The sequence below is a fragment of the Rhizobium sp. BK491 genome (assembly GCF_014194925.1).
Classification (GTDB): domain Bacteria; phylum Pseudomonadota; class Alphaproteobacteria; order Rhizobiales; family Rhizobiaceae; genus Rhizobium.
Genome location: NZ_JACIAR010000017.1, coordinates 1 through 23803, shown reverse-complemented (window position 1 = coordinate 23803; position 23803 = coordinate 1). Strand labels below are relative to the sequence as shown.

Sequence of the window (23803 nt, the reverse complement as noted above, 5' to 3'; positions counted from 1 at the left end):
AGCTTTAGTCGGAAAGTTTATCGATTCCACGGATGAGCCGCCAAACGATGACTTCGCGCCTCTCAAGAGGCTTGGGAAACACGCAAGCCAAAGCTGTCTCATAAGTAAAGGATCAGCCGCAATCCCGATCCGTGATCCAGTCGCTAAGCTGCTTCAGTATCTCTGGTGGCCACTCTCGCCTGGCTGGTGATATCTGGACCGAATGTTGATCTCCGCAATTGTTTTCCTGGTATGGGTTCATGCCTCTCAACTGCAGATCTACAGCATAGTAGGCCTTCTTCGTTGACACGGAAATCGCAATAAAACCGTTGGCCGTTCCGTAATCTGTGTAAACGCCTCCACCATTTGCGCAAGCGTCACGGATGTTTGTATTGCATCCGGCAAGAACCAGATAATCTGGTCCGGCCATCGACTTGATGGGCACGGCGTACTGAAGCAATCTTTTGGCGGCCTTAAGATCGGGCTCCTCGAATTTATCGCCCAGAGTCTCCAAAATGGCGGCGAATTCTTGGTTTGCAAGCGGACTTGCGTGGCTTTCCAAAGTTTTATCCATGTCCGTAAGTTTGCTGCCGGGATCGGGTGCAAACTCTACCTTTTCAGGCTCGAATAGCCCGTCTTTCTCGTGCCAGAGGAAATCCATCCTCCCGTTGACTTCGTCGACGGCACCCGTGAACCTGAAACCGTCAGGCATCAATTGGGCACCCTGAGCACAGTCATTCTCCGATCCCAATTTGAAGACCTGCAATGGCATATTGTGCCGCGCCTGCAAGACAAAGTCCGACGTGCATCCCAACGTTCCACCATCTGGGATGACAATCGCAACAGCGTCGACATCCTTAGTGTGAAATCCGTCCTCAACGCTAATATCAGCTCCGCTGTCCGCATAGTCGAACACGGCTCTCTCGCCCTCGACGATCTGGTGATCGAGAATTCGCAGCTTGTGACCTCCCAAGGTGAAGTCAACAGAATGAGACGTGAGCGGGTGGTCATTGGCGAATTTAGTGAGAAGCGCTTCCGTACGAGTGATTGTTTGTTGACGAAGACAAAGCTTTAACTGGTTGTCGGGGATCGCAGTGCAGGTAGCATCACGTGTTGTGAGCCACGCTTTCTGATCCACTAGAAGCGCCAAGGCTTTGTCTTGGGGGAGATAGGAATGGATCTGACTGAAGACGTTGTTTAGCCGATTGTCGTCTTTCTGCAAAAAACTGCTGCAGAGCGTCTTTTCAATTTCGGTCGAGGCCTTGGTGCAATCTGTGGCAAAGGTGGACTTGGCGGATAGCACGAAGAAAAGTGCAATTGCCACGGCGAGTACCGCTTTAAAATTCATGCTTGCGAACCGCTAGCTACTGAAGGTGGACGTGCATTTTTAGGTTACGGTGATGAGCTGGAGCTGAAGATAAGGGTCGTAGGCTCGAGATGGTGTATGCCGTCGTGTGAGCTCATCGCTAAAAGCCGGCCGTCGCCAAAGAAGTGCACGGCTACGGATTTGAGGTTGCAAGGACCATTGATATCAAAGGGCATAAGTGTGAGGGTGGCGAGTGCGCCGTTCCCTCATGAGACCTAAGGGCCATGCGTTTTTTTCGTCCATCTATCAAACCGCTTAATCTCGACCTTGCAAAGCTGAGATGCGTTGGGTCCTGCCCGACCCAGGGGTATGGAGAGACACATGACGGTCGCCAAGTCTATATTGGTTATCGTGGAGGCCGGCTAAGCGTAGAGCTTCAGAATCCTGACGAAATGTTGCTCGAAGCGCATTTTGGCGATCGCTATGATGGGACGCTTCTGCTGGGGCAAATCTGTGATCTCACCGGAATCACAATCAACGGCCAAAAGCCCCCCATTGATGAGCGTCCGATGCGCGAGGAGGGTGTGCCTGACTGGTCTGGGAAGTATGTGCACTGGTCGTTTCAGCTAAACTACACGGCAGCCTGCAAAAAAGCATTTTTGGCCGATCTTGGGCGGGAATTTCCTGGCCTCTGCATCAACCATGAGCGGGTCGAGCAGAGACGCGCATATCACCGAGTTGTCCGAAAATTGACGGATGACATAGAGTTCGTGGCCGATTATTTCCTCGGATTAGACAAGCCGGTTCAAGGAATGCTCGACGGCGGCCCTCCTCACTACGACGGTGACTACGGGATTGCATGCGGCAAGGTTCTCAGACTTAATCTTCCATCCGAAGTTCGCAGTTCAATCTATCTGATGCATAACCAGAAAACCGGGGAGACCGATTGGATAGAGCGGCGAAAACATTCGGCCGAAGGCATGTCCGCCATCATGGCGGAATACGGCATTCTTTGGCCCACCTATGAGGGCATAATTTCGGGCACCATCCATGCGAATAACTCTGCCGCAGACCACGCCCTTATGCGCATCGAAGCGGTCGTTGAAAGGCATTTTGGAAACAAGATCAAACTGGTCGATTTAGAGTCTGGTGAAGTGCTGAACCGCTACGAGTCAATAGTATGGTACTGCCACGATCAGATCGATTGGTGCGATGTTGAAAAGAAGCGCTTCCTTTCCACGAGCAGGGGTCGTGGACAGGAAGGCAGAATTGTCGCGCAGATGCCAGACTGTTGACGTTCAAGCGCCTTCGCGATTGAGGCAGGGTTTCACAGCGGTGCTGGGCTATCGGCGCTCAACCGTCAGAACCATCGGCATTGCCCAGTTCGCCTGAGAAATCGGCCAGCGAAGTAATTCGACGGTGTCGTTGTCGACTTGCGCTTCCCATTTCGCATAGAATTTCTGCTGATAGCCGTTCAATCGAACGCTTCGGCAGGCAATGGGGCCACCATCTAGGTTGAGGGCAATTTTAAGGTCGAGTGGCGATTGCTTGAGGAACTCCGCAAGGCGATCGAGCGAAAAGAAAGCTTCCTTTGTTGTTCCGATTACAATTTTCCCCGCGCCGTCCCTGGCGACAAAGGTGCGATTGGCAAGCCAACGGCTTTTGGCGTTAACATGCGTCTGGCCATCATCGCCGATCAAAAGCGGATAGGACACCATGGCGTTCGTCGCCCCGGCAAAGGCGTTACGCCAGTCCTCATGGGTAAGATCGTGGACATCCGCCGCGTCCGCCGTCGCGACGAACGCCCCCGCCTTCGCGTCGTATTGCTGCGGTCCCATGGTCGCGCCTTCACTAATAAACGGCGTATCTGGTTTGCCACGCTTGTCATAGTAGCTGCCGTTGACGATCAGGACGGCCTTGGGCAAGAGACGTTCCCATTCATCGATTCCGACATCTCCTGAGGGCGCATTACGGGTGACGAAGCGAAAGCGTGTGGGATCAACTCTGCCAAGCATGATCCGATCGACTTCATGCCCGTCCACAAGCACAGGAAGTTCAGCGACCTCGAAACCGGGTTCCGGTTGTTGCCAAGTCATAGGGCCGGGCTGAGCAATGGGGGCCGGCCGAGTGAGGGCCAGTCGCATCGACGGCGATAGGCGCTCGTCATCCGGCTTCATGCTAGTCCAATAGGTTCCACCCCGACGCCAAATGGAATTAAAGCCATAGGCGCCAGTGACCTGCCAAACCCAACCGGCTCCGGCGAGGATTGCGATGGAAACGCCGAGGATGAAGGCGACGAGAATTTTGCGGATTATCGGCATCTAAAATCTCTGTGGTCAAAATGGCTTGATCTGCAGTGAGCGTTCTGCCCGGTGCTAAGAAGATGCAAACTGAGACTTTTCTGCGGTCAGCCGGCGCGGCTGGTGGACGAAGACGCACGCGTTTTCATTTGCGTCGAGATTTCGCCCAACTTTGCATTTCGTCGTTAATCGAGATAGCAGATTCATCAATTGGTCCTCCGTGACTGAACGGATCACCCTCAAATGAAAGTCCAGGTTAAAGCGTCGTGGAATTCGACAAACAGGTCCGCTCTATTGCACCACCATTGCAGTTTATAACTAATTGAAAATATTAGGATACCGCGCTCAGAAGTATGTCGAAAATATTTAGCCGACTAAAAATCAGATAAGACGAGTTATGGAACCAAGTAATTGATATCGTTAGCTATTTCGCCTATTCTGACAACCTGCTTCACCACCGAGTTCCAATCGAACCACCAGAACGATCCAGCACCTGCCCTATAAGCTCTTCCAGGGCCCGATCCGATAGAACGTTCCGGCCGGCGGCAGCTGCAACCCAATCGCAAGCAGGACAGCGGCCCACAAGCCACGACAACTACTTCAGTCCCTTCCAACGGTCAGCCGGCCGGCGCTCCCATCGGAAAGCTTCACCTTACCCCAGGCCGACATCATGTCCGGTGCCCGCGTCACCTCGACTTTGCCGTCGCGGCCGTCCGTGCATGTGACCGGAAGTGTGATTGTCGGACGTCGGTCGCTGAGATCGTAGGCGCCAGAACATTTCACGGCCTTTCGAGACGATTGAACCGAGAAGCGGCCCTTACCGTTTGATGCGACGGTCGAGCCCTTGAATGTCTCGCCGGAATCCATTCTTGCTGAAGCCCGAAGAACGATCTCACCTTTTCCGTTGCCTTGTGGCTTCTTTGGGCCTGAGCCCGCGATCCTCAAAGCCTTCGAAACACTCGCAGGCATACCGCCGCCTTGCATGAACTGAAGGTAGTCATCATAGGGGATGCGCCCCTTCGCATAGGCGGTCAGGATACGGCGGCAAAACTCTAGCCGGACATTCGCCTGCGGCACCCCCATGAGCTTCGCAAGCCCTTCCTGGACCTCAGGTTTGATACCGCCGTGGCTGCATGCCTCGATGTTCCAATTGAGAGCCGATGGGTCGCTCAGCAGGTTCTTGCTGTATTCATACCCCCCCTTGCTTGCCGTCGATTGTGCCTGTGCCGGCATTGAAAGAGCCGCCATAGCGATCGCCGCCGAAATTATATGCTTCTTCATTGTGCCTGTTTTTCCCTTTGAGTGGTCTACCTCTCCTGCGTCGCCTCGGAGGCGACTTCCGCAAGTAGCGAGAACAGATATTCGAGGATCCGCCGCTTGCCGGCCCTGATCTCGACGGTTGCGGCCATGGCCTGGCGACGGCGGCTGAAGCAGGCCATCGACATTGATGACGTCGGCGTCGAGCCTGATGGTCACCGGAAACACAAGGTTCTGCATGCGCTGTACGTTGCCAAACGGGATGAGGCTCTGCAGCTGTTTTGCCGGCTCGTCTTCCATCTGCTGTGCATCGGGCTCGGGCACGGCGTCTGTCGCAACCGACGTGACGTGCCCATGCAACACCCCGTATCGGGTAAAGGGGAACGCCTCGATCTTGATCACGGCCTCCTGGCCCGTCTTGACGAAGCCGATATCCTTGTTCGGCAGGAGGGCCTCGATTTCGAGCTCGGTATCGGCAGGGACGATGCGCATCAGTTCGGCGCCTGGATTGACGACCTGTCCGACGGTGGTGAGCGCCGACGCCGTCACGATGCCATCGATCGGGCTTGCGATCGTCATCGACTGCCGGCGCTTGCTTGCCTTGATGAGTTGCTTTTCAAGCTAATCCACCTGCCTGCAGGAGTCACCCTGCCTGAACGCATTGTCGGCAATGAACGTTTGGATAGCCTTCCGGCCTTCGCTGGTCGCAACAGTGAGCGCTGCCCTACCTGTTCGGCAAGATCCGTCTCCTCCGATTGCTGTGACTGCAGGGCATCGATGACATTGGATTTGGAGCCGGCCGCTTGTGTTTCAACGTCACGTCTCTTGCTATTAATTCCGCGGCAGTCAATGTTGTAAACACCATTGTATGAGTATGATTTGCTGTCTTTGGTGGCTTCAAACCACACATATACATCTGTTGATCCGGCGCCGAAAAATAGCATTGCTATCAAGCCGAGCGCACCATTAGCCGAGTGCGTCTCACAACAATTCGGATATGCTGCCCGAAATTCCTCAACGGTGTTTATGGTGTTCGGGACCAATTGCCTATCCTCGAGAATTGTGTCCCGAATGGCGATATCGATAAGCATTCCGCGCGTATTAAAGTTGAATTTGCTGTAGCAGAAGCCGATCGTATTCAAGGTCATGAATATAACCAGTGCGCCGATCAGCAATTTGCCGATTGATATGCCCTTGACCCAAGTCACGATCTGGGATCCTCGAATTCTGTTCGAGCCGCCATCGAGATTGCCGCCTCGCCTATATAATCAGAAATCTCGACAAGCTTTACAGCGTCAGCTTCAGTGGGTAACTGACCCGTATAATAGCCGATACGGTCTCCCATATCGACAAAGCTTTGGAGGAGGCGAAAATCGTTAGGCGTTAGCGGCTTTCCCATGGAAATCCATCGTCATTTCAATATGCAATTTAAGAACTTGGTCGAATTCGCTCGGATCCGGTACCAGTTTGGCAGTTCCTGACGCGAGTAATCCAGTTCGAACTGCAGGCCGTTTGGCAGCGATGCGTAGTGGCTGCATTGCGGGCTATAGATTCCTGCCGCTTCGGAGCCTCGGTTACACTTTATGAAGTCGGTAAGTTTGCCGCCTTCTTCATGAAAGAAGAAATCCTGGGTTTGGTCACCGGGGAGCAGATAGGCAGACAGTCCATATTCCGCAGTCGAGATGGGCGCGCTTTCGCCCCGGGGAAGATGTCCGTAAACCCAAAGTGTGTTCTTCGCAGCTATGGGGAGATCGTATCTATCGACAATGAGAATGCCTAGTCTCGCCGGAACAGGCCGCGTAAGAAACGGTAACATTTCCTTTTGCGGATAAGGCTGCCAATTATCCATCGCAAGATACATTAGGACGCCTCCGTCGTGACCGAGAGATCCATCACGGCTGCCGCCGGAAGCCAAGTAAGCTTGCGGGATTGCAAGCGGTATCGCCGGCTTCCCAACGCGCTTCAAAGCTCCTTCAACGGTCGGCGTCGTTTGGTCTAGAAATGCACAGTCGTTGCCAAGGGTCTGCCCCATGGCATGCATAGAAGGCATCAATATAAATAAGGCCGCGAGGAATCGAAACTGCGGCCATAGAGAGATAAGCAGCCGTTTCGTGGCAGGTGTAAGCAGCCTCAAGCTTGTACTTGGTACTTTCATCGGTGTTCAAGCTCGCGAACTAATCGCTTCTGGTATCTTTGGATTAGCTTAGTCACGCTGCGCTTTGCCTCGAGATCGCCGACCGGTAGGCGAGCGTCGCATCACCGACCAGATAGTGCGACGTGCCGTTCGACGTCTGATAGGAGCTCGTTCTGGTGACAGCCGAGCCCTCGGAGAAGGATTGGCTACCGTCTGTCGTCGAGATCCAAGGCAAGCAACGCCAGCATTACATTTTTATGCGTCGGCGTACTGGTCATCTGCTTCCATCTCCAAAGAATCTAGCTGGGGTAATCATATGGCTGAGGGGTAATTCGCTGTTGGGCCGTCGAGTGACACCGGAGTCCCGTGGAAATATATTTGGATCAGTTGCGTTCCTGAGCCAGGGAAGCCGATCCTTCAATTTTCTTGTGAGTGGGTCGTTGCTGATCTCAATGTCCAAACCCGTAAATTTGGAGCCCGAAAAATATCGGCCAAGCTGCGTCGGATCTATTTCGAATATAGATTTGGGATCACTTTCATCACCAAAAGACACAAAGGCTGGCAGTCTGTTTGTATTATAGAGTCTGAAGGGATAACGTCCCTTGGCATTCCGTAGTTTTGCGAAGTCATCCTCGGTCAGAGAACCGACGCCGTTCCTGATGCCCAAAGTTGTAAGTATACCGTACTCATAAACACGGCTGAGACTTGTATTTGAGGGATGTTGTATCGGTAAAACGAATACCGTTCCTTTTCCTCCGACCTCAAAGATTAAGGCCTCACCACTGAGCCTTGTGGCTCCGCCTGTACCGATCAGGCTACGCGTTACCTTCGAGTAGGTAATTTCCATCACGGACGAGCTCTCGATGGGCCGTCCGTCGACGGTCGCCGATGCAATGACCTTGAAGCGCACGGTTGCACTCTCGCCCTGACAAGAAACAAGAGGGAGTGCGCAGAGTGACGCCAAAAGCGACCTGCGCTTCATTGTTGACCTGTAGCCCTACGGAATAAATTCATATCGCGGAAGAGTCGAAAACCCTCACCAGCGAACGTCGCCCCAACGTTCACCACCAACCCCCAAATTGCGCCTCGCCATAATCGCTTCCCAACAGCAACCATGAGTATACTACCCGTAACACGAGTAACCGAGCCTCCGCAATTGTGGTTGCGCGACAAGTTTGCAACTTTTCAATGAAATTTGCGAAACGAATATTAAAATATGCCGGCAGGGCTCTGAGAAATGCCGCAGGGATAGCGGTGGTCTGTTGGAATATAGACATCCGCCGTCAAGCAGTCCCGGCATGGCCGAGGTGGGAGATGCGGCACGCATCAGCCCATCAAGAGCAAGCCCGCTAACACGAGACTCGCCTCACCCGTTCCAAAGTTTTCGTCAGTTCAGCTTGATGCGACAGCGTCGTCTGAGCCAGGCTTGACAATAAGCTTACCGGAAACCTCCCGGCAACGGCCTGTCGGCGCTGTTCTTGCCGATGCAACCTAGTCACCCCGAGGTCGAGCGTGACCCTAGAATTAACGGGGACCTGCTCACCAAAAAAGCCCTACCACGCCAAAGCGAGGAATAGAGAGTACCGGCTCATTCATTCTCTGCCTGGCGCAATCACCGTCAGATCGTAGCGATGACCAAGAGATTTCAATCTTGAGTAGTTTTTCTTCTCCTAAAAACGTTTATGCTTCAAGGAAATAACCGCTTTTGTTGCACAACCGCCACGCTGCTCCGGAAACGTGCGCGAATTATTGTGCTGCACCCACTACTTTCTGATGCATAGATTAGAATTCTGCTATGTAGCGCCTCAGCCGATGACCGGCCGCACCGTGTATTGGGTGCTGTTTCAGGAATTTGATGATCGATCGAAGGACGAGCCCTCGTCCTTAGGAAGACTGTTGCTTTCAGGAAGGTTTTTATGACGTTTTCGGCGCCGGCAAAGACATATGCCATCAAGTCCCTCGCATCCGCAGTCCTCGTCTTATCAACACTCTACGCATTGCCCGGCTTTGCCCAGCAGCAGCCTGCACCGGCCGCGAATCCGCCTTCCAGCACAGGCACCGCGCAAACTCCCGCTCCCGCTGCAAGCGAACAACAGCCAGCTCCGCAGGCGCGGGTGCAGAAGTTCGACGACTGGTACTATCGCTGCATCGATGGCAAGGCGGCTGACGGTTCGGCGACGACGAACTGCGAAGTTGCTCAGATCGCCACGGTCAAGCAGGGCGACCAGGATGTGAACATATTGACACTGGCGATCGCTAAGGTGGCGGGCGAGCCTGTGACATCGAATAAGAAGGCGGCAAAGCAGCCGGCAAGCGATCTCGTGCTAACGGCGCTCGTGCCGCTCAACATGTACATTCCCGCGGGCCTCGGCATCGATGTGGCCGAGAAGCCGGTGGTGCAGTTGGCCTACCGCAACTGCAATCAGGCCGGTTGCTGGTCGCGACAGAAGCTGGACGCCAAGATGGTCGCGGCGCTGACCAAGGCGTCCGATGGCACCGGCCATGTCCAGATGATGAATGGCCAGAAAGTCAACATCAAATTCTCGCTGAAGGGATTGTCGGCGGCGCTCGATGCGCTGCAGAAGACCGCTTCCAACTGATCGGGCAGGCCCACCTATGACGTCAGCCCGGCGATCCGCTGCCACTCGATGCGGTCTCGATCTGATTGCCTGCGCTTTGCTGGCGACGATTTTTGTCGTCTCGCCCGCAATGGCGCAAGTAACTCCATCGGCGCCCAATGACGACTTCGCGCGCCGGCAGGCGCAGGAGGCCGAGCAGCAGCGCCTGAAGGCCCTCGGCGAGATGACGCCGAAGCCATCTGCGGTGGAAGCTCGGCAGCCTGCGGCTGCTGAGGGCAAGAAGGCCGGCCCCTGTTTTGCGATCACCCGCGTCGAGGTCGAAGGCGTCAGGCAGTTTTCGACTGGCGCGATCGACAAGGTCACCGCAGGTTATGCGAACCGCTGCGTCGGCGTCGGCGAGATCAACGCGCTCTTGCGCGACTTGACGCATCTTTATCTCGACAAGGGTTTTGTGAGCTCACGTGTCTATGTGCCGGCGCAGGATATCGCCAAGACCAAGGTGCTGCGCCTCGTTGCCGTCGAAGGCACGCTTGCCGACATCTACGTCAATGGCAAGCCAGTTTCGGGTTTCGGCGCGGCAGGCTCCGGCGTGATCGCCACGGCCTTTCCCGGCATGAAGGGCGAGATTACCAATCTGCGCGATATCGAGCAGGGCCTCGACCAGATCAATCGCCTGACCTCCAACAATGCCAAGACCGCGATGCTGCCCGGCAAGACGGACGGCACCTCGATCCTCAATATCGAGAACAAGCCCAGCCATCCCTGGCATCTGTCATTCGGTAACAGCAATCTCGGCCAGGAGCAGACAGGCTATTCCAAGAGCTCAGCCTCCCTCGGCTACGACAATCTTTTCGGCATCAACGACCAGTGGAATTTCGCCTACGAGCATACCGGCCCGGATTATCCCTGGCGCGAAGATGGCCATGGCAAGAGCAATAGCTATTCCGGCAATGTCAGTGTGCCCTACGGCTATTGGACCTTTTCCGCCAATGGCTCCTGGTATGAATATGACAGTTCCGTTCCGGGTAATTTCGGGCCGCTCAATACGTCGGGCGACAGCAAGCAAGTCGGCGTCGGCGCCGACCGCGTGATCCTACGCGACAAGGATTCGATCACCACCTTCAACAGCGGGCTCACCTACAAGGAAACCAACAACTTCCTGCTCGGCAACAGGATCGAGGTCGGCAGCCGCAAATACACGGTCGGCGATCTCGGCATTTCGCATTCGCGCCGCATGCTGGGAGGACTGTGGGTCTTCGACCTTTCCTACAGCCAGGGGCTCAACCTTTTCGATGCCGTCGCACCCGGCGATGCAGGTGCAGGCAACGCCGATCCTCGCTTCTCGAAGTTCACCGGCACCATCACCATGATGAAGCCGTTCGAAGTCGCGGACCAGCATTTCGAGATCAATTCGATCGTCACCGGCCAATATTCCCCCGACAATCTGTTCGGGGCGGAGCAGATCTCGGTCGGCGGTTATTCCTCCGTGCGCGGCACGCGCGAGACGATGCTCTTCGGCAACAGCGGCGTCTTCGTTCGCAACGATCTCGTCTGGCGGACGCAGCCATTTGCCGACAATGCCGAACTGGCGAAGATCCTCGGAGAGTTCAGGCCCTATGTCGGCCTCGACTACGGGCGGATCGCACGCCAGGCCCGCTACCAGATCGCGGGCGGCGACATGCTCGGCTGGACGGTCGGTGCCAAGCTCGCCGGCGGCAATGTCAATTTCGATATGGGTTATTCGGATGTCTTCGGCGGCACGGTCGATCGCCGCGACTCCGGGCTTCTGTTTGTCAGTACATCAGTGAGGTGGTGATCATGAGAAATCACATCGGCATGTCGGCAAAATCAGCGATTTCGAGCGCCGCGCTACGAAAGCTGGATGGGATCGCCCGGCAATCGATCGCCCTCGCACTCAGTGGCCTGCTGATCTTCCAGCCGATGCTGGCCAATGCGCAGTCGGTATCGGCAAGCACGACAGCGCCGGCCGCCAATCAACCGGGTGTCGGGGCTGCGCCCAATGGTGTGCCGCTCGTCGATATCGTCACGCCAAACGGGACAGGTCTGTCCCATAACAAATACGACAATTTCAATGTCGGTACGCCGGGTCTCATCCTCAACAACTTCAACGGTGAGGTCGGTACTTCGAATCTGGGCGGTGCGACGCCGGGCAACCCGAACCTGAGGAATTCCGGTCCGGCGAGCGTGATCCTCAATGAGGTTACGTCAGGCAACCGTTCGGCGCTGAATGGACCGACCGAAGTCTATGGCGGCAGAGCTGACGTCATCATCGCGAATCCGAACGGCATCACCTGCGCGGGCTGCGGCTTCATCAATACGCCGAGAGCGACGCTGACGACCGGCGTGCCGAATATCGGCTCCGACGGAAGCCTAACCGGTTTCACCGTCAATGGCGGCGATGTCACCTTCGAAGGGACAGGCGGGAACTTTGCCGCTGCTCCTGGCGCTGTCGATCTGTTCGACGTCGTTTCCCGCCAGATCCATGTCAACGCGCCGATCTATGGCAAGTCCGTGCGCCTGACTGGTGGCGCCAGCCAATACAACTATGCCACCGGCGAGGCGACGGCGCTGACCGCCACCTCGGGTACGCCCGAATATGCGATCGACGGTTCGGCGCTCGGCGCCATGCAGGCCGACCGCATCAAGGTCGTCGTCACCGAAAAGGGCGCCGGCGTCAAGATGAGCGGCGACATGGCCGCCAATGCCGGCGAACTGTCGCTATCGGCCGATGGCAAGATCTCGATCGGCAATGCTTCTGGTCGCGATGGCGTTGCCATCACCTCAAAACAGAGGGTCACGGCCGCCAAGGTCACGTCGAGGCAGAAGGTTGCGGTCCGGGCCGACCAGGGCATTACTCTGCAATCAGTTGCCGCTGACAGCGACATTGTTCTGACAAATGGTACTGGCCTGCTCAGTGTCTCCGGTGACGTCAACAGCGGCGCGACCGCGCAGATGAGTTCGGGCGGCGGCATTGCTGCCGGCACCGTCACCGCTGGCAATGGTGTAGCGACGCTTGTCGCCAGCTCCGGCGATATCGCGATTGCAGGGGCGGCCAATAGCACGGGCGACCTTACTCTGACCGCGGCGGCGGGCTCGATCTCGGCCACTTCTTTGCTGAGTAATCAGAGCATTGCGTTGAATGCAGGCCTCGATATTGCTGTTGCCGGTAATGTGCTGGCGCAAGGCAATGTCAGCGCCACCGGCCGCTCGGTCTCGACCGGCATGGTCGTCTCCGGCATCAATATTGCCGCGACCAGTGCCGATGCTGGCGGCAATGTCGTACTTGGCAGCGCTGGCAATCTCAGCCTGACGGCGACCGGCGGCAATATCACGACGGGCAATCTATTGTCAGCTGAAGCGCTGAACACGACGGCGACTGGCAATATAACGGCCGGCAGCATCCAGTCGACCGGCGATTTCACGACAAGCGCAGCCTTACTGGCGGCCGACAGTATCACCTCGCATGGCGCACTCACGCTGAACGCAGCGGCGAATGTGAGCGGTCAGATTCTCGGCGCAAACAACGTCCTGATCTCGGGCTCCGCTATCTCGGCTGGGACCATCGTCTCTGGCGTCGATTTTGCACAAACCGCTGCGAGCGGCGGCAATCTCGTGCTCGGCAGTGCCGGCGAGATGACACTGGCGGCCTCGGGCAACATGTCAGTCAATACGCTGCTTGCAGCCGGAACGATTTCCGCCACATCCGCCGCTCTCACTGTCGGGAACGTCACCGGTCATCAGGCCGTCACACTCACAGGCACTTCCAGCCTGACGGCGACCGGCCAGGTTCTCGGTGCTGGTAACGTTTCGCTTTCTGGCGGCACGATATCCGCCAATCAGATCGTCAGTGGTCTCGATTTCGCCGGAACCCAAGCCAATGGCGGCAATATTACGCTTGGCACGGGTGGTGATCTGACATTACAGGCCTCGGGCAGCCTGACGGCCACAGCCTTGCTCACGGCCGGCACGATCACGGCTACGGCGGCGGACCTCAGTCTTGGCAGTGTCACGGGCCACAAAGATATCGCTCTTACCGGCACTTCCAGCATGACCGCGACCGGCCAGATCCTCGGCGCGAACGACGTCACCCTCTCCGGCGGCACTGTCTCGACCGGCCAGATAGTGACTGGTGTGGATTTCGCGGCGATGGCGCGATCTTCGACCGCCGCAATCGTCATAGGCTCGGCTGGCGACCTGACGATCAACGCCACGAGCGCGACGACGGGTCCGCTTCTTGTCGCTGGCGATTTCACTATGACGGGCGGCGCGTTCACGGGTTCGACTGTCACCGGTCACGGCAATGTCACGATCAATGCCGCTACGAACTTGACAGGAACGCTGCTGGCGGGCGGCAATGTCGGTATCACTGGCGCTGACATTTCCGCAGGCACACTCGTCTCGGGCGTCGATTTTGCCGCCACCAGCCAGTCCGTGGACGGTAGCGTGGTGCTCGGCCCCACCGGCGCACTCACGCTCAATGCCACCGCTGGCAATCTCAATGCTTCCAACTTACTGGCGGCAGGCGGGATCAACGCCACCGCAAGCGGCAGCATCGGCAATACCACCCCGGTCAACGTGGTTGCTCACCAGAGCCTGACGATGACGGCCGGTGGCACGATCGCCCTTGCGGGCCAATCCATGGCGGCAGGCAATGTCAGCCTGCAGGCCCAGTCGATATCAGCTGGAAGCCTGGTGTCTGGCGTCGACTTCGCGGCTACCCGTGCGTCCACTACCGGGGCTCTGATGCTTTCGCAGGGCAATGCCCAGTCCGGTACGATGACGCTCATCGCTACGAATGGCGATATCACGGCCAGCAATGCGCTATTGTCCGGCGGCAATTTCTCCGCCGCGGCAAGCAGCGATATTAGTTACGCATTGCTGCAGAGCCTTGCGAATGCCTCGCTGACCGCGCCGGGTACCATCACCTACACCAACAACACCAATGCCACCGGCAATCTGACGATCGATACCGGTACGATCGATTTCTCGGGAACGCGCGGCGCCAAGCTCGCCGTCGGCGGTGATCTTGCCGTCACGGCCACATCCGCAGACCTGACGGGAAGCAACCTCGTCCTTGGCGGGCTCACGCTCAATCTCAGCGGCCAGGCCGACCTAACCGGCGCGCAGGTCAATACGGTTACGAATGCCGGCGGCTCCGGCGACATCGCCATCACCGCAGCCGGTCTGACCGCAAGCGACACCACGACCTTGCTCGCCGCCCATGACGTGACGCTCACCCTGCCGACGCTCACCAACAGCGGTCAGATCGCCGCCGGCAACGATTTGACCATCAGTACATCAGGCGATCTCACCAACAATGCGACCGGCCTCCTCTATGCCGGGAAGGACGCGTCTCTTCTGGTCGCGGGGACGCTGACCAACGATCAGGGCGCTATCCTTGCCGGCAACGATCTGACGATTGCAGGCAGCACGATAACTCAGCGCAACGGGGCGACCACCAACATTTCCGGCTTGATCCAGGCCGGTCGTGACATGTCGATCCTGACATCCAATCTCATCAACAAGCGGTCAACGACGCCGACATGGGTTACCGGTCAGTTGGTCTCCTCGGGCGATGTGGTCGGCACCTTCGTTCTCAATCCCGATGTTGCCGGCAAGCCCTTCGCCTATCTGGAAACCAGCGACCAGAACATTTTCCAGCTTTATCCCGGCATCGATCCGCCGGCATGGCAGGATTATCAACCGCTGCTCTGGTCTCAGGCGACGCTTGCGGACGGCACGACGTATCATGCCTGGACCTGGACATCCGCCAACGGGCCGGTTCTGGTGGGACCGATCTTCGACTGGATCAAGGCGCGTGTGCCGAAGGACGCCAACGGCAATCCAGTCCTCGATCCCAACAACCCGTCGAAGTATTTCATTGTTGATGAGGTCGTCAGAAACGGCACTGATGCCAGCACGACCTACACCTGGGACCCGACAGCCAATCTCAGCCAATCGGTTTATGAGGACCGGTTCACCGGCGCGCTCAGTCCTGAGGCGGTCATTCGGGCCGGCGGCAACCTCACGGTCGACGCGACCAACCTCACCAATTCCTTTAGCAGGATCGAGGCCGGCGGCAATGCGACGCTCAGCGGGTCTACGCTCACCAACGAGGGCGTCGTCCTCAATCGCACCGCGATGCTGACCTGCAATGCCCAGAGCGCCTGCACGGCTTACAACGCGGATGGCACCGCCGACCCGTCGCGCGATATCGCCAACGGCACATCGATCGTCTCGGGATCGCAGGTTATCGGAGGTGCTGCCGGCACGCTCAAGGCGGCTGGCGCGCTGAGCCTCAATTTTGGCACGGTCAACAACACCTCGCTCGGTTCGACGAGTGGCGGTGCGGCTGTCAGCGCACCCTCGACATCAAGCGACCCGCTGTCTGCCCTGAACGGCATGACTGCCGGTGGTGCTCTGTTCACAGTCAACAGCGCACTCTCGAATGTGGCTGGCAACAGCACACCGAATGCCGGCGGCGGCCTCACCGCTGCGCTGGGAAACCTGACCCAGATCTCCGCGGCGAACGTCGCGCAGCTGGCAGCGCTGGCGAAGCCCCAATCCGGCGGTGTTGGCGGCACCGTTCCGGGGCAAGCGTTCATTTTCGAGACGCGCGCGGCTTTCCTCGACGTTTCGAAGTTCTACGGCTCGGCCTACTTCATCAATCGCGCCGGCTACAATCCGGAGATAGGCATTCCGTTCCTCGGCGACGCCTACTTTGACAATCAGCTCATCGACACGCAGCTACGGCAGCTCGTCGGCGATGGGCTCGGAAACGGCTCCTTCATCCCCGGCAACAACGCCATCGACCAGATGAAGTCACTGCTCGACAATGGTGCTGCCTACGCTGAGGCCAATGGTCTGGCGTTTGGTCAGGGATTGACGCCCGACCAGGCTGCCAATCTCAAGCAATCGATCGTCCTCTATCAGGCCCAGACCGTCAACGGCGTCCAGGTGCTGGCTCCCGTGGTCTATCTGTCGGCTGCCGACCGTGCCAAGGCGGGGACATCGGCCGGTGCCATGATCGCCGGCAACACGGTCGATCTCAATGTCGGAAACCTGAACAATTCCGGCGCAGTCGCTGCCGCTGGCGGGCTCAACATTGCCGCCAGCACGATCAAGTCGACCGGCACCTTCTATGCCGGTGGCAACCTGAACCTGACGGCTTCGAACGGCATTACGCTTGCCGCCCAGACAATGACCATCGGCGGCCAGAATGTCGTCAATCCGAATGCGAGCGTCTCGGCCGGCGGCAATGTTCAGCTGGCGGCCAATAAAAGCGATCTCAATCTCCAGGGCGCCAGCGTCAAGTCTGGCGGCAATGCGCAGCTATCCGGCAACAATGTCAACCTTGCCGCGGTCAAGGCTGACAACAATGGCCAGCAGAATGCGACGGGAGCACGCGTTAATGCGGGTGGCAATCTCGCGATTGCCGGCAACAACGACGTCAACATCATCGGGTCCTCCGCGAAGTCGGGCGGCAATCTTTCGGTGGCCGCCACGAATGGAGCGGTCAATATCGTTTCGACCGATGTCGCACGCAAGACGAACGATGGTTACACGAAGACGACGGGTACCGATCAGCAGGCCTCGCAGCTCTCGGCGGGCGGCAACCTTCAGGTCAATGCCAATACCGGTGTTCTGATCTCTGGTTCCGACCTGGCGGCAAAGGGCGATGTCGGTCTGACCTCGAACGGCGACATCAACATCACGACGTCGCAAAACCAGTCGAACTCGACCTTCGGCAAAAACTCCTCGTCTGAGGTGACGCATAATGGTTCGACCATTACGGCGGGCGGCGATCTCGTCGCGAAATCGAACGGCGACATCAATGTCATCGGTTCGACCATGGCGGCCGACGGCATGCTCGGCCTTCAGGTAAAGAATAACGTCACCATCGCCGAGGCGACCGATAGTGCCACCCTCGATGTCAAGAGCTCCAGCAAGAAGAGTGGTTTCCTCGGTTCGACGAAGGAGAATGCCTCCGGTCATCTGGAGACCACGACTGCCGTTGGCTCGTCGGTTTCGGGCAAAGGCGGCGCTACGATTATCTCCGGCGGCGACACTACGGTATCTGCCTCTAAGGTGACAGCGGGCGACGCCACGCACACGTCCGATCTCAACATCCAGACGGGCGGCAATCTCATTGTCACAGCCGGCAAGGATACCGAGACCGAGCATGACAGCGCCAAGCGCAAGGGTTTCCTGCGCAGCGGCAGCTCGAGCTATGACGGCTACAACGAGACGACAGTCGGGTCGCAGCTTTCAGCCTCGGGCGATATCAATCTGGATGCCGGCAAGGCGGCAGCCATAGTTGGTTCGAAGGTCAATGCCGATGGCTCGCTCAACGTCTCCGGCGAGAGTGTTGCCATCATCGGTGCGCAGGAGAACCACCAATCCGACAGCCAGCGCAAGGATTCCGGCCTCTTCGTCGGCTCCGGCGGCGGCTTCATCTCGCTCTACGGCAAGAACGAGAAGCAAGGCAAGCAATCCTCGACTGACAATGTCGGCTCGACACTGTCTGCCGGTCAGGATGTCAACCTGACTGCGAGGGGCGGCGCGACGATCGCAGGCGATCGCGCTGGTGATCTCAACATCATGGGATCGTCGGTCAGCGCCGATCGCGACATCAATCTGTCGGCCGCCCGTGACGTCAATGTTACGCCGGGCGCCGAGAGCTCGTCACAGTCCGAACAGCAGAAGAAGTCCGGCTTCGGTCTTGCTCTTTCCGCCGGCAATGGCGGCTTCTCGATCGGCATCGGCGCGCAGTCGACCAAGGACAGCAAGGCGCAGCAGTCAGATACCAATGCCATGTCGGCACTCACCGCTGGCCGTGATCTCAATATCTCGGCGGGTCACGACGTCAACCTGCAGGCGACCAGCGCTTCGGCGGAGCGTGACGTCAATCTCTTCGCCAAGAATGACATCAATCTGCTCTCGGCCAATGATGTCACCAACTACCAGGAAGCGCATGAGAAGACCTTTGCCGGTGTAACGCTTACCGTGTCGAGCCAGGTTGGCAAGGCGGCCGAGAGCATCATGAACTCGGCCGAGCGCCTGTCGGACAGCGGCGGCGTCAATGCCGTGACCAATACGGCGATTGCCGGCCTCGGCTTCTATCAGGCCTACAAGGATCTGACCAATGTCTACGAGCAGTATCAGAAGTCCGGTGATATCGGCGTCAATGTCTCGCTGACCGTCGGCGCTAGCCATCAGGAAAATAGCTGGTCCTCGTCATCCTCGACCCCCGTCGTCACCGATATCCGCGCCGGCCGCTCCATCTCGATGGAGGCGGAGAACGGATCCATCACCAGCGATGGTGCGCAGATCCTGGCCGGCTATGACAAGAACGGTATTCCCACGGTCTCCGGTGATCCGCTCACCGGCGATATCTTTCTGTCGGCAACGAACGGCAATATCAATCTGAACGCCGCGACGGGCACATCGGACTCGACGAGCGCCAACTCCTCTTGGAGCGTTGGCGTGGGCGTTGGCGCGACCTTCGGGGGTGGCGGCAAGGGCATGGCGGATCTCGGTCTGGTTGCCAATGCCGGCTATGGCAAGGGCAGCGGCGACACGGAAAGCGTTAGCCACACCAATACGCACGTCAACGGAACGGGTGACATCACCATCATCACCAACGACCTGGCACTGCGGGGCGCCACGGTCACCGGCAATTCCGTCACTGCCGACGTGAAGAACCTGACGATCGAAAGCCAGGTGGATACCGCCAAGGCCAAGGCCGATCAGCTTGGCCTCTCGGCGTCGACTGGTTTTGGCTCGACGAGCGCTTCCGGTGTCACCCAGAAGGCCAAGGGCGATGCCGCCCTAGTGTCCGAACAGTCGGGTATTCATGCGGGAGCGGGCGGCCTGTCTATCGATGTGAGTGGTAATACTTCACTGGTCGGCGGTTTGATCACCAGTGAGGCTGGTGAAGGTCGCAACAGTTTCTCCACCGGTACCTTGACGGTTGCGGATATTGATACCCATTCGACCTGGAAGGCTGAGACATACGGCGGTTCGATTGGCACCGGCGGCATCATGCCGACCCCGCCAGTGAAGGCCAATGAGAATAAAATCGGTCAGGCGCTTTCTGCCATCGGTGGCAACATCCCGATCATCATCACCGATCCAGCGCATCAAACCCAAGACATCGACACGATCCGTCGCGATACGGACAATACCAATATCTCACTGCCTGGCCTACCGGATCTCGAACATATTCTGCGCGATCAGTACAAGACACAGGCCGACCTGCAGGCAGCTCAGGCCACTATGGCCGGGCTGGTCGGCGATATCTCCAGCGAGCTCTACAAGCAGGCCCTCGCCAACGAAGATCAGGCTGGGATCGACTACTGGAAGGAAGGCGGCGCCGGTCGCGTCCTTCTCCATACTATCGGCGCAGGTATCCTCGGAGGCGCCAACGGTTGGGAGGGCGCACTCAAGGGCGCGGCCGGTGCTGCAACCTCATCGCTGCTGACACCTGCAATTGCAGATCTCGTCAAGGGAATGCTGGAAGATAGCACCTTGTCCGACCAGGATAAACGGATCCTTGCTAGCGCGATCGGAACGAGCCTCAGTTCGGCAGTGGGAGGTGTCGTCGGCGGTGGAGAAGGAGGGTCCTACGGAGCGGCGCAGTATCAGTACAATTATCTCACGCATAAGGAGCGCGAGGAATTCGCGCGCGCCCTCGCGGATTGCAAGGCCGGAAGCTCTGACTCGCCGGCATGCGGTCGAGTAGAGGAGCTGCAAGCCCTCTCGATAGGCCGCGATCAAAAGCTCGATGATTGCGTCGGCGATTCGTCGGCGTCGTGCGTCAAGGCCCGCACCGATCTGCGGATTGCGGCTGCGGAATATCTGGATGCAGCCCTCGCAGGAAATGGTGAGCCTGATGAAATGTCGCTCCTCGAGCGGCACATGGTGTTCCTGGAGGCCTGGAAATACGCTGACAGCAATGATGCTCAAAACGGTCAGGACTTCCGCGACATCGCCTCCACCCTGAAGAGCGATGCCGCCAAGGCGCTTCTAACAGGCTCGAAGGACCAAATCGCCAGCATCATCCGCGATCCGGTCATCGCTGGCGTCATCGCCTTCGGCGGAACAGGTAATGCTAGAAGTATTATCGGGGAGACTACGGGAGCTTCCAACAACGTCGCTGGCCTGCCCACGGGATATGTTCGTGTCATCGATGAAGCAGGCAATGTTGTCATCGTTGGGCCGAACGGCGAAACATATCGTAATGTTGCAGCTGCTCAGCGGGCGGCGGTTGGTGTTAATACCTCGGGTGGGCGACCAATAGAGTTCGATGGACAATTCTACAGTGCTGACGGGATTAAGTTTAGCAAATCATATTATGAGTATCTCTATAAAAACGGGAGACCGGCCCCTTTCTTGCAGGCGAGAGCAGTCTTGGATAGCAATCCCAAAATTATGCCCGATCCACAAGGCGCTGTCGGATATTTCCGCTATGAAGGGGCAGGATTAGAAATGATATATAATCCGGCGACGGGGCAGGTTGGCCATATCCAACCTATAAGGTAAGGCTATGGACATCTCATTATTGAAGCAAATCCTGGATGAGCGGCTAGCCAATTATTCAGAAGCAAAGACTCAACTCAGGCAGTCTTTCTCGGCTTGCGAGGACGCGTGTGATCGGCTGCTGGATGAAATAGAATTGGGAACACGAGAGGATTCTGATCAAAAGTTTGAGGAGCTGCTGGATCTTCAAGGGCGATTATCAAGGGCATTATTTATGTATGAGCTGGATATAGGGCCGAAGCTCACAAAAATTGTGAGAAATTTTGAGCGCCTTCACGATTCTCAAAGTCGGGACTTTTGGTTTAAGAAAATAAAGGAAGGGAAACGTGATATTAGCTAACGGTCGATATGGCGATTATCCAGAAACGATTTGCGTAATTCAGGGCCGCTAACGCAGTTTCGTTGTTTTTTCTAGGATTGGAGCGGCAGCTAAAATGGATGAAATAACGCTTTGAGACGCTTGTTGACGATCAATACAATTTAGATAAAGCAAAGGGGCGCGCTATTTCGCTTCCGGTGCCAGACGGTCTAGCGGTCAGAGTTAACAATCCTGACGGTTCATATAGCCTGCCAAGACCATTCGTCTGGTGCCAGGTGGTAAAGGCGTCAAAACAGCTTATCCGAAGCCCTAACATGTGGCATGTTACCCAAAGCGCGAAAACATATCTTAATCGGACCTTGAAGCTGCCTGCTTCAGGCTTTGAACAGGATTGGGAAATTGAACTATCGGATTCTAGTAGGATCGCGGAATTCATAGGCTTATTTAGCCAAACAGACTTGCCGCGCGAGTATTCCGAAGCACTCGCGGCTTTAATTTTGGCTTCATTTGAAGATGCCTCGTGGGAGATGAGTTTCAGCGAAGAGCTTTGGGAGAAATTTGCGACCATTGTTAGCTTGAACCCCAAACGATTCCAAGATGTACTGTTGTTATGGACTGCACGCAACGAAGGGGATGGCTTTGCTATATCTGGGCGCGTGAACCAGTTGTTAATAAAATGAGCCATTCACCATTCTTGGTCTTCGCGTCCGCTCACGAGTACCTATCTTGCGGTCTCGATAATGATTTTGACTGGTTTCCAGACAGTCGAATCTAGCGAAATAAGGCGATGAAAATCGATCCACTACGACGATACGAATCTGCCGATGATTTCTTTAATCTCGATGGAAGCGTCACGATGAAGGTTTCTGCAGACGCGGCTATCGCAATTTGTGAACGTGCGGTTGACCATGGATTGTTTGCTTCTCGAATTGAAGGCGGATTTTGGCATTCACCAGGATTTGAAGCGCGGTTGGATAGCATTTGGGACGGGGCCAATATTCCGGTTGATCGAAAGGTGGCCACTAAAAACAATCATGCGGCGAAGGAGTTTGTGCGTTCAGAAAGATCCAAGCACGACGTTTTTATAATTACATCAGAGCGCATAACAACATGAACTATGCTAACGTGTTTGTTCCAATTCGGAAGCGGAGCCTGAAACCGTTTATGGGCATTTTGCTCGATGTGTCAGCAATGTCGCATGGAGCAGATTGCCTGAGCATCAGGATATTCAAAAGCCAATTTCACAACAGGTCGTCTAAAATTTTAACATGCATGTAAAACTCTCTGCCACGATCGGAATTGGCTTGATTGCAGGCCTTTTAACAGGATGTGCCGGAAGGCAAGATCCGGCCAAAGCGGCCGCTGAACATAGCGCGGCTGTCGCGCAGATTGCATCGAAAAGAAGCCAGAAACGTGCCTTGCTGCTCGTCCGGATCGTGGATGGGAACCTGATGGGTGATCAATATTGCTCGGGGCATATTCGCCTGCGCCGGATGGACAACGGCAAGCCTGATAAAAATACGCCGTTTGAAGACATCTATTCCGCCGAGCGGTGGCTGCTGCCCAATGAAAAGAAGCCGAAGGATATGCAGGCGACTTTCCTTTATCGCGTGGCGAACGCCAGCTCCTATGCCCAGTCTTTCAGGCCTATCGCACCCGGCCGCTATGCCATCACCTATGCGGATTGCCAGTACGGCATCAGCCAGTTTAGCAACGGCGTAAAGATCGAGGCCGGTGGTGACCATAATTTTCTGTTCAGTTACGTTAGCCCGCTGGGCGGCGCCAGCACGATTACAATTGGTGCCGGGCAAATTGTCGATGCCGGCTACATTCGGCTATTGGGACGACGCAGCAATCCGATTGTTGTAGCATCTGGAGCCTCGGGGGCAGAGCGAGATGTGATGAAGGAAGTTCTTCCTGAGGTGTACACTTCGATCACCTTTACTCAATTTACGCCTTAACGGGACGTTGCGCGGCCGCGCTTGATTATGCCTTTCGTGCTGCCTCGCAAAGGACCGATCGGAGTTCAACGCTCCACAAGTTCCAGCCACCATTACACCTCTGTCGTCCCGATCAGGCCAACCCCGGAGTGAATGCCCTCGCTCGATTGCAGCCACTTCACCCGCAACATCCAAACGGGACAGTCACCGCCGGCGCAAATTGGGCATTCCCCCAGGCTCAATGCCATATATGCTATTGAAAAGTCATGGCGGCGGCTCGTTACAATAACAACAGGGTCGCCGGTTCAGATCCCTTCACATCATGGCGCTTTTGTAACCGCTGTTCCACCCCCACGTTGTCCTCGCCGCCCTGATCTGTGATCGCCTATCCATGGACGAGCAACGGGAGTTTCTCCATGGAGACTAC

At 56.7% G+C, this 23803-nt stretch carries 14 protein-coding genes; 8 read left to right on the top strand and 6 right to left on the bottom strand.

The features are described from left to right. Positions 1–112: 112 nt before the first annotated feature. Positions 113–1327: a lysozyme inhibitor LprI family protein gene (locus FHX05_RS28835; protein WP_183876197.1), complete on the bottom strand. Its 1215-nt coding sequence runs from the start codon at positions 1325–1327 to the stop codon at positions 113–115. Positions 1328–1569: 242 nt separating this feature from the next. Here FHX05_RS28835 and FHX05_RS28830 point away from each other — a divergent pair, with 242 nt between their 5' ends. After that, positions 1570–2580 carry a hypothetical protein gene (locus tag FHX05_RS28830; RefSeq protein ID WP_183876195.1) on the top strand — a complete coding sequence of 337 codons (1011 nt, stop codon included), beginning with the start codon at positions 1570–1572 and terminating at the stop codon, positions 2578–2580. A 48-nt stretch (positions 2581–2628) separates the two neighbouring features. On the opposite strand, the gene FHX05_RS28825 is transcribed toward FHX05_RS28830, so the two are convergent. The 5 genes from FHX05_RS28825 to FHX05_RS30260 all read right to left on the bottom strand — a co-directional run bounded on the left by FHX05_RS28825 (position 2629) and on the right by FHX05_RS30260 (position 7826). Further along, complete coding sequence (locus tag FHX05_RS28825; RefSeq protein WP_183876193.1) at positions 2629–3606, bottom strand: phosphodiester glycosidase family protein; 978 nt, start codon at positions 3604–3606, stop codon at positions 2629–2631. A gap of 579 nt (positions 3607–4185) precedes the next feature. Further along, complete coding sequence (locus tag FHX05_RS30665) at positions 4186–5421, bottom strand: HlyD family efflux transporter periplasmic adaptor subunit (protein ID WP_246699153.1); 1236 nt, start codon at positions 5419–5421, stop codon at positions 4186–4188. Further along, complete coding sequence (locus tag FHX05_RS30660; protein ID WP_246699152.1) at positions 5418–6050, bottom strand: hypothetical protein; 633 nt, start codon at positions 6048–6050, stop codon at positions 5418–5420. The genes FHX05_RS30665 and FHX05_RS30660 overlap by 4 nt, the downstream gene beginning before the upstream one ends. Positions 6051–6253: 203 nt before the next feature. Further along, positions 6254–6997, bottom strand: coding sequence for a hypothetical protein (locus FHX05_RS30265; RefSeq protein ID WP_210295031.1), 744 nt, complete (start codon positions 6995–6997; stop codon positions 6254–6256). 253 nt (positions 6998–7250) lie between these two features. Next, positions 7251–7826 carry a hypothetical protein gene (locus FHX05_RS30260; RefSeq protein ID WP_210295030.1) on the bottom strand — a complete coding sequence of 192 codons (576 nt, stop codon included), beginning with the start codon at positions 7824–7826 and terminating at the stop codon, positions 7251–7253. Between the two features lie 1066 nt (positions 7827–8892). On the opposite strand from FHX05_RS30260, the gene FHX05_RS28805 reads away from it, so the two are divergent. From FHX05_RS28805 to FHX05_RS28775, 7 genes are all read left to right on the top strand, one after another. Continuing rightward, the gene (locus tag FHX05_RS28805; RefSeq protein ID WP_183876187.1) at positions 8893–9576 is read left to right on the top strand and encodes an invasion associated locus B family protein; all 684 of its coding nucleotides are present in this window, start codon (positions 8893–8895) and stop codon (positions 9574–9576) included. A 16-nt stretch (positions 9577–9592) separates the two neighbouring features. After that, positions 9593–11371, top strand: a complete 1779-nt coding sequence (locus tag FHX05_RS28800) for a ShlB/FhaC/HecB family hemolysin secretion/activation protein (protein ID WP_183876185.1) — start codon at positions 9593–9595, stop codon at positions 11369–11371. A 2-nt stretch (positions 11372–11373) separates the two neighbouring features. Then, positions 11374–21120 (top strand): hemagglutinin repeat-containing protein, encoded by a 9747-nt coding sequence (locus tag FHX05_RS28795; protein WP_246699151.1) that lies wholly within the window; start codon positions 11374–11376, stop codon positions 21118–21120. A 4-nt stretch (positions 21121–21124) separates the two neighbouring features. Further along, the gene (locus FHX05_RS28790) at positions 21125–21457 is read left to right on the top strand and encodes a hypothetical protein (RefSeq protein ID WP_183715812.1); all 333 of its coding nucleotides are present in this window, start codon (positions 21125–21127) and stop codon (positions 21455–21457) included. A gap of 293 nt (positions 21458–21750) precedes the next feature. Further along, entirely contained in the window at positions 21751–22116 is a 366-nt protein-coding gene (locus FHX05_RS28785; protein WP_183715810.1) for a hypothetical protein, read from the top strand. Between the two features lie 107 nt (positions 22117–22223). After that, positions 22224–22550, top strand: a complete 327-nt coding sequence (locus tag FHX05_RS28780) for a colicin immunity protein (protein ID WP_183876183.1) — start codon at positions 22224–22226, stop codon at positions 22548–22550. A gap of 154 nt (positions 22551–22704) precedes the next feature. Then, a complete protein-coding gene (locus tag FHX05_RS28775; protein WP_183876181.1) occupies positions 22705–23397 on the top strand; it encodes a hypothetical protein in 693 nt (230 codons plus the stop codon). Positions 23398–23803: the final 406 nt, after the last annotated feature.

Coding starts and splice junctions, on each gene's coding strand:
- FHX05_RS28775 (WP_183876181.1), top strand. CDS start 22,705: ATGCATGTAAAACTCTCTGCCACGATCGGAATTGGCTTGATTGCAGGC.
- FHX05_RS28825 (WP_183876193.1), bottom strand. CDS start 3,606: ATGCCGATAATCCGCAAAATTCTCGTCGCCTTCATCCTCGGCGTTTCC.
- FHX05_RS30265 (WP_210295031.1), bottom strand. CDS start 6,997: ATGAAAGTACCAAGTACAAGCTTGAGGCTGCTTACACCTGCCACGAAA.
- FHX05_RS28800 (WP_183876185.1), top strand. CDS start 9,593: ATGACGTCAGCCCGGCGATCCGCTGCCACTCGATGCGGTCTCGATCTG.
- FHX05_RS28795 (WP_246699151.1), top strand. CDS start 11,374: ATGAGAAATCACATCGGCATGTCGGCAAAATCAGCGATTTCGAGCGCC.
- FHX05_RS28830 (WP_183876195.1), top strand. CDS start 1,570: ATGCGTTTTTTTCGTCCATCTATCAAACCGCTTAATCTCGACCTTGCA.
- FHX05_RS28790 (WP_183715812.1), top strand. CDS start 21,125: ATGGACATCTCATTATTGAAGCAAATCCTGGATGAGCGGCTAGCCAAT.
- FHX05_RS28780 (WP_183876183.1), top strand. CDS start 22,224: ATGAAAATCGATCCACTACGACGATACGAATCTGCCGATGATTTCTTT.
- FHX05_RS28785 (WP_183715810.1), top strand. CDS start 21,751: ATGTGGCATGTTACCCAAAGCGCGAAAACATATCTTAATCGGACCTTG.
- FHX05_RS28835 (WP_183876197.1), bottom strand. CDS start 1,327: ATGAATTTTAAAGCGGTACTCGCCGTGGCAATTGCACTTTTCTTCGTG.
- FHX05_RS30665 (WP_246699153.1), bottom strand. CDS start 5,421: ATGACGATCGCAAGCCCGATCGATGGCATCGTGACGGCGTCGGCGCTC.
- FHX05_RS28805 (WP_183876187.1), top strand. CDS start 8,893: ATGACGTTTTCGGCGCCGGCAAAGACATATGCCATCAAGTCCCTCGCA.